Origin of the sequence: Mariniphaga sediminis, from assembly GCF_003573545.1 — a bacterium.
Lineage (GTDB): Bacteria > Bacteroidota > Bacteroidia > Bacteroidales > Prolixibacteraceae > Mariniphaga > Mariniphaga sediminis.
Map to the genome: position 1 here is coordinate 70,240 of NZ_QWET01000006.1, position 13,352 is coordinate 83,591.

Sequence of the window (13,352 nt, forward strand, 5' to 3'; positions counted from 1 at the left end):
CAATGCCTGTAACAGGTTAAACTATATCAAAGAGTATCTGTACATTTGGGCGTTAAAAAAGTAAACACAAATAACAAAAAATGAAGATTACAATTGTAGGTACAGGTGGTGTTGGAGGCTATTTTGGCGGGAAACTGGCAAAAGCCGGATTCGATGTTTGTTTTATTGCCAGGGGAAAACACCTGAACGCATTAAAAAATAACGGACTTACCGTAAAAAGTATCCTCGGGGATTTTCATGTTGATGATATAAAAGCCACGGATAAAATCAGGGAAGCCGGACAGGCAGATTTGATAATTCTGAGTGTTAAAGCGTGGCAAATAAAAGAAACAAGAGATGAGTTAAAACACATCATGCATAAAAACACCGTCATCCTTCCCTTGCAAAACGGAGTGCTGGCCTCCGGTGAACTGGAGGAAACCATTGACCGGAAGCACCTTGTTGGCGGCTTGTGCCGTATTATCAGCAAAATAGAATCGCCCGGCGTCATAAATCATTTTGGAGTAACCACCCCTACCATTGTTTTCGGGGAATTGGATAATACCGATTCGGAACGACTGCAAACCCTTAAAGCTGCTTTTGACAAAGCAGGAATCCATGCGCTGGTTACCATGGATATCGAATCGGAACTGTGGAAAAAATTTCTGATGATTTGTGTGAGCGGACTATTGGCTGTTACCCGAACCACCTATGGGGAGCTCCGGGAGCTAAAAGAAACCCGGGAGATGATGATTGATTTGTTCACTGAAATTTACACCCTCTCACAACATATTGGAATTGCGATGGAGGCTGATTTTGTTGAAAAAACAATCTCTATAATAGATAGCCTGCCTTACGATTCTACCTCATCACTAACCCGGGATGTATGGGAAGGAAAACCGTCGGAGATAGACTACCAGAACGGAACCGTGGTAAAACTCGGGGAAAAATACGGAGTGGATGTTCCCATCAACCGGTTTGTGTACAACTCGATTTTACCGATGGAACAAAAAGCACGGAAAAACAGCGGAAAAAGGTAAAAGGGTTTATAAAACAAAGCACGGATAATATATCTGCGCTAGCTACTAAACCACGCGATACAATCGCGCGGGAGCGTGGCAGTCATTTTCCCTTGTTGACAGAATGATTCCACTATTAAAAATGAGTTATAAATTTGTAGTTACCAGAATTTAGCAAATAAACCGCTTTACCGTTTTCGAATTTGACCAGCGAACATCCATCGGTATCAATTACGTCATTTTCCGATTTTGCAGGCAGATATAATGTAGCTGAAGTATTTGCCGGGACTGTGGTCTCGTAAATAAGTTGTCCGTTTAATACCTCCCATTTGCTGTTTATCCTGCCATACATTGAATCGTAATAACCTTCTGCCCAAGTCATTTCTCCGGTTGGATCAGGTGTTGGCTGCAGAATAAAATTTTGAAAACCTGGCTTATCTCGCTGAATACCGAGAGAATAAGCAATCATCCACTGACCAACAGCGCCAAAAGAATAATGGTTGAATGAATTCATGCTATTGTTTCCGCCAAAACCATTTTCTACAGTGTAACCGTTCAGGCGTTCCCAAATGGTAGTAGCCCCCTGATCAACAGAATATAACCACGAAGGATACTGATCGTTTTGCAGTAATTTGTATGCATGCTCATTATAACCATTATCGGAAAGGGCTTTACTTACCCAGGCTGTTCCTATAAAACCAGTCATTAACGAATATTCAGGACGAAGTATACCCTCATCATCCACATTTTTTCTTTCGATGGTTTCCACCAGGTTCTTTGCCATTTGCGGTACAACTATATCATCGAAAGCGCCCAAGGCCAAACCCACTGCATACGATGTTTGTGTATCAGCCAGCCTGAATTCCGGTTTTGCCAAACCTTTGGGCTCACGGCCACTGTCAATCAATCCCAAGGTTTTTCCGTCTTCGTTAATAAATGTGTTGTTAAAGAATGCTTTTCGTGCGTTGTACATTTTTGTATAACGCGCCGCATCTTCCGTTTTCCCCAACACCTCAGCAACATTTTTTATAATATACAAGTCGAAAACATGGTAGGCTGTTGTCAAGAAAGGTGTTCCAAGTATGTTATTTTGAGGTCCGAGCCAGTCACCCAGTTGTCCGTCGCTGATAATTCCTGTTTCCGGATTGATAGTTGTTTCCAGATAATCAATGTAAGCCACCATCGCATCATAATGCTCTTCCAGTAATGCAACATCGTTATATTGCTGGTAAGTTTCCCAGGGAACAGTAATTCCGGCACTACCCCAAAGAACACCACCAAAACCTCCTCCAATGGGCGCAATATCGGTAAACCTGCCTCCTTTTTCCTGTACATCGCGCAAGGCAAACATATGTCTTCTCAGAAACTGGTCGGAATTGGAAACATAGGTTGCTGTTCTTGAAAAAACAGAAATATCTCCCGACCACCCCATGCGTTCATTTCGTTGCGGACAGTCAGTGGGTAAAGTCAGGAAGTTATCCACATTCGACCATACAAGATTTGACCAAAGTTGATTCACTTTTGGATTTGATGTTCTATATTCCGCAGTAAGATTGAGTACCGAACTAATGGCTACTCCCTGAACGGCTTCCAGCGGAAGTGGTTTTTCAATTCCGGTAATTTCAATGTACTGGTAGCCGCGCGAAGTAAACTTTGGCTGGAAAACCTGTGCTCCGTCTTTCATAATGTAAATATCCTGACAAAGGGCTGCGCGGTAGTTTTCGGTCATAATCATTCCCACATTATCGCCCGATTCCAAAAGGTCGGGATAAAGAATTTCAGCCACTCGCAGAATCATAGTATCTCTTGCTTTTCCATTGGAAATGGAAATCCGGGGTACACCCACAAAGTTTTGTCCCATGTTGTACACATAAACTCCCGGGCGCACTTCTTCCATACTTTGTGCGGTTAATATTTTAAATTCTCCGGCGTTGTTTCCAATCTGTCCAATTAATTTCATATCATCGAAATTAAATTTTGAAATTGAACCGTCGCGTTCCCTTTTTTCACCAGAGAAAGTGGTCCCCTCAAGTGGAACCACTGAAGCATTTTTCCATTCAGAATCATCAAAACCAACATTGTTCCAACCCAAAACTTCTGCTTCTCTTGTAGCGTCGTAAACTTCGCCTAAATCCAGACTACTGTAAACAATCGGTCCTTTATTGTAAAACTTCCAGTCCTTATCGTTGGTAGAAATTATCTCTTTTGTTCCATCACTGTTATTAATTACCAATTGCGCAAGCAGCGACTGCCGATCTCCAAAATGATTCCAAACGGAACCAAAACTCAACAGGCCGCTCCACCAGCCTTCAGCCATCATCGCCCCCATTGCATTTTCACCGTTCCTAATCATGCTGGTTACATCGTAAGTTTGGTAAAAATGAGATTTATTATATTGAGTTTGTCCAGGATTGTAATGATCATTTCCTACCTTTTTGCCATTGATAAAAACTTCATAAATACCACGGGCAGTAACATACAAACGGGCTGAAGCTATCTTTTTGGTGGCTTCGAATTCAGTTCTCAACATTGGAATCGCATTGCTACTTGGGTTGGCAACGACAAATGTGCCACTCGTTCCACCATTTATAATAAAAGCATTGTTTTCTACTTTCACTTTTCCGGCAAAAATTCCATGATATTCTCCCGATAAATTTTCTTCAAAAAGAGTATTGTTGGGAAGCCTGTCGTTAAAAATTTCAACATCGGAGAAAGCGGCTTTTTGTCCTGCATCAACAGTAAAACCGATGTCACAAACTAATCCAAACGGCAGATAATCGCCGCTATTTCCCATCGGGTTCAGGTTGAATGAAGTATTAGATCTTGCATTTAAATCATCCACATAAAAATCGGGGGTGTTATTTAATACAATTGTAATTCTTCCAAAAGCACTTCGGATTGAAAAGTTATGTTTATCGTATTTATTTTTTGAATTGATAACGGATGATTTGATTTTAAAGCTGGTTAAAGGAATATCAGGCGTATCTTTTCGTGTATAGCCTGCGCGATAAATATTTAATTTTGCTAATCCGTTTTTCGAACCATCAACATCCGATATGTCTAATTCCAGCTTTATGTAACTTTCATTTGGCTTGTTTTCAAGTTGGAAAATATTTTTGTACTTGTCCATTAAACGGATGTCATTTGCCCCATAAATAAATGCAGCTTTTGAACTTCCTTCGGCAATGGCAAGCGAATATTTCATTCTGAAAATAATTTGGTATTGCGAATAGAAAACCAGGTTATCATCAGCCCCCCCAATCCATTGGGCGCCGTTCCACGCTAACTGAGATGGGTTCATCAACCCGGTTTCAAACCAGGAACTTGCTGCATGTTTTTTACTATTCTGATCCCAAACCGTAACAGTCCATTCATACCTGGTAGAAGGCTTCAATGCTGAACCGGCATAGGAAATGGCAAGGGCCGAATTTTTCATTACTTTATCTGAGTTCCAGACTACTTCTCCTGAAGTATCTTTCACTTCAATTTGGTAGGCGGTTTGGTAAACTCCACGTTCGTTTTCCGGAGCTTGCATTTGCCAGCCAAACCTTGGATTTTCAACATCGATTCCAAGTGGAGTTTTCGTGTATTCAACCGTTAGATTGTTGATTTTTAGTTTTTCACTGGAACAACTTAAAAAAATTGAAATTGTGATTAGGAGAATAACAAATTGAAAAACTTTTGATTTTACATTTTTAATGACGGACATTTTTATTTCAATTTAGTTGGCTGAATTAGAAAAAATCAAAGATATGAATTTAAAACACTTGTTTTATATTGTTCAGTTTTATATTTCAAATGTCCTGTCCTTCGCTGCCGCGCGATTGCATCGCGTGGAATTACTTAACAACAATCACATTATCCAGTATTCCTTTTTCACACGCGCTGGTGCCGATTTGCAATCGGTACCATTTTATAGTAAATAAAGCACGGGCTGATTAATGGAATTGTTCTATTCTATTTTTTTGTTTTTACAAAACAAAGCACGGATAACATATCCGCGCTAGCTACTAAACCACGCGATACAATCACGCGGGAGCGTGGGAAATTAATCTTCAAGGTCTCTTTTCAAACTCTTTTTCATCTTCGAAGGGTGCTGGCTGGTATGGAACACATCAACAATAATTATGTATTCTTCGGTTATTTCATAGATTATTTTGTAATTCCATTTCGAAACAGAGCGATAGTTTTCGGGTTCATCAACCAGGTATTTTTCAACTGAAAACTTTTCGGGGAAGTCGTTCAGGCTGTGGGCAAGTTTTACCAGTTCTTTTTTAACTTTCCTGGCTGCCATTACTGAGTCTTCAGCTATGTAGTTATAAATATCGTCCAGATTATTTTTTGCCAGCCTGTCCCAATGGATGGGAAGTTTCTTTTTCCTTACCAATTTTCAATCTCCTTTTGCACTTCTTCCTGTGTGATATAATCCCCGGACTTTACCCTTTGTGAAGCGGCTTTTGCCCTTTTTACAAGGCTTTCTTTTGTTATCGGCGAGCCATCAATATTATAACCAACGACACCAGGTTCTTTATATTCTTTACTCATAGCATATACCATTTTCAAAAACCTTTCATCTGCGTGGTCTATGTAATCGTGAAGCTCTTGTCTTAATTTTTGTACTCCCATAACTTTCTTTGCTTTCTACAAAAGTAACGATTAATATTCATATTTGGTTTCTGTTTTGCGGGAGCAACTTTGGAACTTCATACTGCAAATCCAATGCAAACAAACCATTTCGCCGCGCTGGTGCCGATTTGCAATCGGTACTTTTTTATAGTAAACAAAGCACAGGCTGATTAATGAAATTGTTCTATTCTATTTTTTGTTCTTACAAAACAAAGCACGGTTAATATATCCGCCTTGCTACCGCGCGATTGTATCGCGTGGGATTATTTAACAACATTATCCAATAGCCTTCACGGGCGGTATTTTCCAGACCTTCCGGAACAGGCATCCTCCACGCTGGTGCCGATTTGCAATCGGTACCATTTTATAGTAAACAAAGCACAGGCTGATTAATGAAATTGTTCTATTGTTTTTACAAGCAAAGCACGGATAACATATCCGCGCTAACTACTAAACCACGCGATACAATCGCGCGGGAACACCTTTTTGTGGTGAACCCAAAAACATGCAACACATCCGGCAGTTGTGTGAATACTCCTAAAGTACCTTATTCCAGGCGCATCATTTTTCCTTCTTTTTCGTATTCTTTCTGAATGCCCTTCAAAAGGTCGTCGGCCAGAATGGTTTTTGAATTTTTCCCCAGTGTTTGTAACCCGGCGTACTGAATAACATTTACGATGTTGGCACCGGTTAAATGATACTTCCTTGCAATCTCCTCCACCTTTATTTTATGGTCAAGTTTTGCCACAGGGGGAAGGTAGTTTTTCCAAAGCTTTATACGCTCTGCCATATCCGGATTTTCAAACTCAATGATGGAGTTGAACCGGCGGGTAAATGAAGGGTCGATATTCGCTTTCATGTTGGACGCAAGAATCACCAGTCCCGCATGTGACTCAATTCGCTGCAGCAGGTAGGAAACCTCCTGGTTGGCATATTTATCGTGGGCATCGCGGACGGTGGTACGTTTACCGAATATGGAATCTGCTTCATCGAAAAACAGTATCCAGTCTTTGTTGGCTGCTTTGTCAAACAATTTGGAAAGGTTCTTTTCCGTTTCCCCGATGTACTTTGAAACTACCATCGACAGGTCGATGCGGAACACGTCACGCTTGGTATATTTTCCCAGCAGGCAGGCGGTGAGTGTTTTTCCGGTACCTGACGGGCCATGAAACAGCACCCGGAATCCCGGTTTGATTTTCCCGTGCATCTGCCAGCCATTCAGTAACTCATCGCTGTATTTTAGCCACGTTTCAATCTCCATAATGCCCGACAATGTTTTTTCCTGTAGCACCAGGTCGCCCCATTCCAGTTCGGTGGTAATCCGCTGGGCCGGAAAATCACTGCTCAGTTGTGGTTTCGAAATTTTACCCGAAGTAAACAAATCCACATACTCCTCATCGAGAATCAGCCGGCCGCTCATTCTCGGTTCGCCGTGTCCCGGCCGTTCAAGATAAAGCACACTTTTTCGGGAGAACACATGATCTTCTTCAAAATAGCGGGAAACTTCCATACGCTTTTCCACATCCATTCCGGCCAGCACGTACATCACTGTCTCGCCGGTGGGTAAAATACCCCGGTGGTTTTTCCCTTTCACTCCCCCAAACTCAGGGAAATCGCCCCCATTGGGCAGATAGGCAGAAATAACCCCGCTAAAAAAACCCGGATCGATATGCGGAACCAGGGCCAGCAATAAAACAATAACCTCTGACGTAGTAAGTTTATTTTCGTGGATAAACCGGATCAATTCCGCACCGTTCGGGCCTTCGAAATGAAATTCGGGGTCAGGGACATTGTTTCCTTTCATCTCCTTCTCAAGCCGGTTTCGGATTGCCTTCCTCAAAAATTCAAGCGCTTTCGAGTTGTTCATTTAATTCTGTTTGATACCATATTTTAACGATTCGGTTCACTTTCTGTTTCTGAATTACGAATCGTTCTTTTGAGTAAAAATGATTTTACTTTACTCAAATTCTTTGTAACCTCAACATCATTTATCTCAATAAATTTCGGATTAACCTCTAACAACGGTTTTTCTTCTTCTTTTTCTCCCTCCTCCCCGGAAGAGGCTTCCGCTGTCAGTTGATCATGGAGGATAGCCGAAGGATTTGTTAATACTGTTGAGGGATCTATCAGGGTTGTTGAGGGGCGGGTTGCTGTTTCTCCTCCGGAACCGGATGTTTCCGTTTCTGCAGGACGCACCGCTGTTTCCTCTGCAGGCTTTGTTTCTGTAACGGCCGGCCTGGATTCTTCTTTCAACGGGGAAACTCTTAACCGTTCCTGCACTTCTGCCAGCTTTTTAATATCACGCGCTTCCTCGTTGGCCGTTCCTGTGGTTCCGTCCTTATCCAGGGCTTTATCAGCCAAAGAGGATGCTTTTTTGTTTTCTCCCAACAATAAATACGATTTGCTGATTTGCACAATATCCTCGGGAGATGAGGCCCTGTCTTCCAGTTTGGCTGTAAATTCTTCCACTTTCTTTTTTGCCAAAGAATCTTCCGGATTTTCCATGTATTCTTCCTGGTATTTCGTTAAAGTAAACCGGTCTTTCGAAATGGATACTTCCTTAATACTCGGGTAACCGATCATGATAATCGGAAAAATGAAAAAGAAAAATAGCTTTTTAATCTGTTCTTTCTTTATAATATAAAACAGCAAGCCAATACTTAAAATCAGGAACAGGAGCACACCAAGCATCAGGAGAGTTATCTCGTACAGTAGCAATCCATCAAATAATTCTGTCATTTCACACGCTTTTAAAGTTTTATTCACTCATTTTTTCAAATAATCCGGCTGCTTTATCCCTAAAAGGGTGGTTGCCGGTTTTCAGCACGTTTAAAATTTTTTTTGCTTCCGGAAGGTTTTCCTTCATTTCCATCAAAGTTAAGGCTTTATAAAACAATGCCTTCACATTTTCATCCTCCTTTGATATAACATAATCCAATTCGGCCAGCGCTTTCGATCGGTATCCGTTGGCCAGTAAAGCCACGGCCTTATCAACCCTTACTTTATGATTATTTATGTTCAATTTCAACAAATAATCCCAATGCATTACGGCCTTGTCCAGTTGCGAAAGCGCCAGGCAAATTGCAGCGGCCAGTATTCTGCAAGATTCATCTTCGGGTTTAACAGCCAGCGCTTTTTTGACAGCCGAGTCAGCCAGCCCGAAATTGTTCTGGGTGAAATGGATCAGTGCGGTGTAGTACCACACCATCTCCTGGAACTCATCGTGTCCGGCGGCTTCAGAAAGCACCGCCAACGCCTGCCGAAATTCCCTGAGGGCAATCAGGTCCTTTGCCAGTTGAATTTTGTAGTAAGACTCACGACTGAAATTTTCAACAATATTCTGCCAGATTTTTACCGACTTAAAATATTTTTTATGAAACTGGTACAACCCTCCCAGGCTCTTCCATGCCAGAAGTGAATCCGGGTTCAGTTCCACACTTTTCAGGTAATTTTCCTCTGCCTTTTCTGGTTGGTTCAGGTTTGCATAGACATGACCAAGGTTTAGAAAGTAAGTGGGGTTTTCTGTTACCCCAAGAGCTTCTTTAAAACATTTTTCCGCCTCGCGGTACTTTTTTTCCTGAAGAAGTACCATTCCCAGGTTGTTAAGTGTTGTCGGGTATGTTGGAGAAATCTCCAGCGCCTGCCGGTATTTATTTTTGGCTTCGCTGAAATTTCCGTTCAAAAATAATTTAACGCCTTCATTATTCAGTTGTTCTACCTGTTTTTCCATTGTTGCATACATTTAATCAAAAATATCGTCCTTAATATCCCGTGCCAGTCCTTTTGCCATGTCCACCACATCGAGGTCGGGATAGATAACTTCTATATCGTCGAATGACATATCGAACGGTTCTCCTTCCCGGTAGTGAACGGGAAACACAATTCCGAACTGAATATCAGGCCCCCAGGAGAACGAAGCCAGGTTGTAGCGCCAGGTTTCAGAAATGGAGGTCACCCACAGGTCGAGGCTTGCGCGGGCGAATGCATTGATGTCGAAGGTAAATTTCGGATTGACCGTAACCCTTCCCGTGGCATCCAGTGCCAGGCCGGTTTGCGGGCTCCAGTTCACATCTACTTCTGCGGCCGCCTCTCCTTCCAGTCCGAGAGTTCCGGCAATTTCGATGCCGCCGGTCAGGCTGGCAATCCCCACACTGACGCCAAGACCCAAATCACCCCTCAGCGTCAGGCCGGCATCAGCAGGAATGGCAAATTCACCATGTCCCGAAATAGTTGTTTCCTCTTCCCTGTCGGGATTGTACGTTACTTCCCCGTACAAATCGCGGAGCTGACCGGGCCCGAAACCTGCGGAAAAATCAAGTCCGCCAGTAATTCGGGCTACCAGCCCGATACTTCGCGGACCAAGCGGTATGGCAAAAATGGGGATTTCAATGGCAGGCACCCTAAACAGGTTGCGGTCGATGGATTTCCGGTCAAATACATCCACCGTGTCGGGCAGGCCAATCCGGCCAGTCACCTCAATTTCACCGTTCGGTAAAAACTGAACGCCTGCCGTGGCCTCCAACCAGGGTGTCAGTGTCAATGTCAGGCTGCCGCCGCCGTAAACCCGCATGGTATCGTCCGGGTCGCCTGCAGGTTCGCCGTCATCGCCAATGGGCCGGTTTGTGGCGCCAATGTTTACAGTTCCCGACAACATACCCCTGCTGTAGGCCGCCGAGCCTTCGATGGTCAGTGCGCCGTTATCGTAGGAAACCGATAAAGAACTGTCAATTCCCGGAATATCGGGCTCTGCCGTGCCGGATACACTCACATTGTAGCCCTCTTCACCGTTTTGTTTTGCAATAGTGGCCGAAACATTCCCTCCCCGGATGCCGGGAATGTCGTCCTTTAAATCAAAATCGCCGCTGATGGAAAAACCTTCCTCGCCATAAACAACTTCCATATTTCCCCGCTGGATACCCGGAATGTCGAGTTCTGCCTCGCCCGATGCCGTAAAAGTATTCTCGCTGTAACTTGCCGTAATGGTGGCACTTTTCACTCCCCTCACTTTTCCGTCGGGGATGCCGATGGTACCGCCAATAGTCCAGATGTTTTCCTTGTATTCCACGTTGATTTCCGCCGGATCAAACAATTCTGAATCGAAGTTGAAAGCGCCTTCCAGTTCAAAACCTCCGGAAGAAGAAGCCCCGGCTCCAATGTGACCTTCGCCAACATTATCAATTCCAAAATCGACCTGCCCTTCAATAAAAAATCCCCGTTGGATTCCATATCCCAGGCTCAGGGTAACATCCGAAACGGAAAATGGCGGAGGCATATCCAAATCACCGCTTGAAAATACTTTCTGAAGGCGAACATCATCTTCTGTAATAACAATTTCAACATTCGCTTTTGAAATAAAAGGAACGGATGGAAGCAAGGTACCCCGGCCAACCAAACCCGCTTCCGTTATCTGAAGGTGGTCGATTGTGAAGGGACTCAGCATTTCAAACTCAGCATTGCTCGTATTTAAGAAGTTTTTCAAGTCCGCAGACCTCAAAAACCCGGCATACGTGGTACCCGGCATTTTATATATGGGCCAGTTAAAATATTCAGGCAACCTGAAAATCCTTTTTTGCCCTTCCACCGATTTAAATTTAAACGGCTGCCCCCTCAGGTATCCCCTTTGTCCCTCTTCCACCTGGGGATTAAATTCCATGAGTTCGGCATTAAAAAACTTCCCGTGCATGGTAAGCCTTGGCCTGAACATATTGGTGGACAGTTCTTTTGTAATAGCATTTGGATCTTCCCAGCTTATTTTGGTCCGGGACCCCAGGTTATCTCCCCAATACAATACATAGCTGGAAGACGAACCTATTTGGTTTGCCAGATCGAGGCTGGAAGGATGCGGATCAAAAGGCAGCGAAGGGCTGGGCTCGGGATCCTGAAAATCATAAAAGTTGATTTTTCCCCTGCCTTTTTCCCTGTTCATCAGGGCATCGATATGGTTTCCGCTCTCAATGTCCGACTTAATCCAGGTGTTAATGCCGGGCGGATTGGAAGCGTCGGTGAAACTTCTGTAATGAATATCAAACCGCGACTTTACCTGGTTGGCCAGCGTTGCATTGATCCTTCTGACGTTTAACCCTCTTGCTGCCAGTGCATTTTTCAACTGCTCATCCGACCGTATTTTATCCTGAATAGCGCCGTCAACATTTGTTTTTATGGTATTTCCTGAAGTTTGGTTTGCTTCGGCAGAGAGCAAAAACAGGTTGTCAATCTGCCCCGCAGTTCTGACTCTGGGCCAGCCTTTCAGTTGAAGTTCTTCTTTGTGGTCAATCTGAAAATATTCTTTCTCCCCGGAATTTTCCAGCCAGAAAGGTACTTTCAGGTTCTGGGCAATTAAATTGGCATCTCCGTTCCGTTCAAAATCCTTTTTCTTACCCTGCGAGGTAACAGAACCCGAAATACGGTAAAGCCGGTCGTTTTGTAATCCGCCGTCCAGCAACTTTTGCCGGGCACCTTCGTGGCTCACATTGGAATCCCATACTCCCGACTGTTCCGGATCGTTCTCTCCTTCCCTACCGCCTCCGCTGTATTCCCGCGCCCGGAAGTTTCCGCTTCCAGACATAAAGCTTTTTTTGAAGGAAGGGATTGGGAGTTCATCAATAAATATTTTGGGTGGATTCGCTGTAAAATCATAATTATCGCCCGTTTCCGGAACTTCGGCTTCTTCTTCCCCCTCCTGCCGCTGAACTAATTTAGGCTGTACCGAGGCGCCCTGCTGCACTGTATGTGTCAGCTCATGGGCAATAAGGTGCTGGCCCGATTCGGAGGCTGGATTAAATTTTCCTTCGTTAAAATAAATATCGCTGCCGTGGGTAAAAGCCTGTGCCCCGATTTGCCGGCTCATTTGAGCGGCACCGGAATCTGTATGAATACGCACATTGCTAAAATCGGTTCCAAACCCCGATTCCATCTGACTTTTTACACCGGAAGGCAACGGAGAGCCACTCCCTTTACTTCCGTTTAAACCGGATTCAAAACCGGCGGGAACCACAGGCGTACTATCGGATTTTGCCTGAACCTGCCCTTCTTTCTCTGCCATCACCGGCTGCATTTCCTCCTCCTCCGAGAGCTGTACCTCCCGGGGCTCTTCTTCCTCCTTTTCCTGTTTTTGAATCACATTATCTGCCCGTTTTGGCAAAACCGGTTGCCCGTTTTCCGATTGGCGTTGCAATGTTTCACCTTCTGTATTCAAGGCCTGCAGCGATTCACTCTCTTCCCCGGGTTGTTGCCGCACTGTCTCTTCCTCTTCATTGGCCTGGCTTTGAACCATTTCCTCTTCCTCCCCGGCAGATTGCATTTGCAACGGTTCCTCCTCTTTTTCCGGTTGCATCTGCAAAGATTCTTCTTCTTCCGCCGCCTGCTGCTGAACGACTTCTTCCTCTTCAACAGGCTGCATCTGCATCATTTCTTCCGGCTCTTCCTGCCGTTGCAACAAGGGGGTAATACTTTTATCAACCGGTTTATTTTGAACAAGAGACGGTTGGCCCGAATTTGCCGGAGGGGGAACAGAAGGTGCAAAAAAAGGCTGCTCAGACACCGGGGAACTATCCACCACCTGATCGGCCACTTTGTCGGCTTCCACCTCATACTTATCGCCGGGTGTTCCCACATTTAGCTTCGGCTGAAAAAAAGTTCCTTTTCCCTTTTCGCTATTTTGAAAAAGGGAGGTGTTATTCGATTTATTTCCTTTGCTATTTTTTGTTGCAGCCTTAAACATTCTCTTTC

General features: G+C 44.0%; 8 protein-coding genes. 1 reads left to right on the top strand and 7 read right to left on the bottom strand.

Features of this window, described 5'->3' with window-relative positions; genetic code table 11:
* The first annotated feature begins 80 nt into the window (after window positions 1-80).
* Window positions 81-1,019, top strand: coding sequence for a ketopantoate reductase family protein (locus tag D1164_RS09365; protein ID WP_119349711.1), 939 nt, complete (start codon window positions 81-83; stop codon window positions 1,017-1,019).
* A 115-nt stretch (window positions 1,020-1,134) separates the two neighbouring features.
* On the opposite strand, the gene D1164_RS09370 is transcribed toward D1164_RS09365, so the two are convergent.
* From D1164_RS09370 to D1164_RS09405, 7 genes are all read right to left on the bottom strand, one after another.
* Window positions 1,135-4,707, bottom strand: coding sequence for a family 78 glycoside hydrolase catalytic domain (locus D1164_RS09370; RefSeq protein WP_119349712.1), 3,573 nt, complete (start codon window positions 4,705-4,707; stop codon window positions 1,135-1,137).
* Window positions 4,708-5,046: 339 nt separating this feature from the next.
* The gene (locus D1164_RS09380) at window positions 5,047-5,385 is read right to left on the bottom strand and encodes a type II toxin-antitoxin system RelE/ParE family toxin (protein ID WP_119349714.1); all 339 of its coding nucleotides are present in this window, start codon (window positions 5,383-5,385) and stop codon (window positions 5,047-5,049) included.
* The gene (locus D1164_RS09385; RefSeq protein WP_119349715.1) at window positions 5,379-5,624 is read right to left on the bottom strand and encodes a hypothetical protein; all 246 of its coding nucleotides are present in this window, start codon (window positions 5,622-5,624) and stop codon (window positions 5,379-5,381) included. The genes D1164_RS09380 and D1164_RS09385 overlap by 7 nt, the downstream gene beginning before the upstream one ends.
* 547 nt (window positions 5,625-6,171) lie before the next feature.
* On the bottom strand, window positions 6,172-7,491 hold the full coding sequence (locus tag D1164_RS09390; RefSeq protein WP_119349716.1) for an ATP-binding protein: 1,320 nt from the start codon (window positions 7,489-7,491) through the stop codon (window positions 6,172-6,174).
* 23 nt (window positions 7,492-7,514) lie between these two features.
* On the bottom strand, window positions 7,515-8,363 hold the full coding sequence (locus D1164_RS09395; RefSeq protein ID WP_147372116.1) for a hypothetical protein: 849 nt from the start codon (window positions 8,361-8,363) through the stop codon (window positions 7,515-7,517).
* A gap of 19 nt (window positions 8,364-8,382) precedes the next feature.
* On the bottom strand, window positions 8,383-9,354 hold the full coding sequence (locus D1164_RS09400; protein ID WP_172594400.1) for a tetratricopeptide repeat protein: 972 nt from the start codon (window positions 9,352-9,354) through the stop codon (window positions 8,383-8,385).
* 12 nt (window positions 9,355-9,366) lie between these two features.
* Window positions 9,367-13,344: an eCIS core domain-containing protein gene (locus D1164_RS09405; protein WP_206610970.1), complete on the bottom strand. Its 3,978-nt coding sequence runs from the start codon at window positions 13,342-13,344 to the stop codon at window positions 9,367-9,369.
* Between the last annotated feature and the right edge of the window lie 8 nt (window positions 13,345-13,352).

What these genes read in the sequence shown, in the direction of transcription:
- D1164_RS09365 (WP_119349711.1), top strand. Translation starts at nt 81, where the DNA reads ATGAAGATTACAATTGTAGGTACAGGTGGTGTTGGAGGCTATTTTGGC.
- D1164_RS09370 (WP_119349712.1), bottom strand. Translation starts at nt 4,707, where the DNA reads ATGTCCGTCATTAAAAATGTAAAATCAAAAGTTTTTCAATTTGTTATT.
- D1164_RS09385 (WP_119349715.1), bottom strand. Translation starts at nt 5,624, where the DNA reads ATGGGAGTACAAAAATTAAGACAAGAGCTTCACGATTACATAGACCAC.
- D1164_RS09390 (WP_119349716.1), bottom strand. Translation starts at nt 7,491, where the DNA reads ATGAACAACTCGAAAGCGCTTGAATTTTTGAGGAAGGCAATCCGAAAC.
- D1164_RS09395 (WP_147372116.1), bottom strand. Translation starts at nt 8,363, where the DNA reads ATGACAGAATTATTTGATGGATTGCTACTGTACGAGATAACTCTCCTG.
- D1164_RS09400 (WP_172594400.1), bottom strand. Translation starts at nt 9,354, where the DNA reads ATGGAAAAACAGGTAGAACAACTGAATAATGAAGGCGTTAAATTATTT.
- D1164_RS09405 (WP_206610970.1), bottom strand. Translation starts at nt 13,344, where the DNA reads ATGTTTAAGGCTGCAACAAAAAATAGCAAAGGAAATAAATCGAATAAC.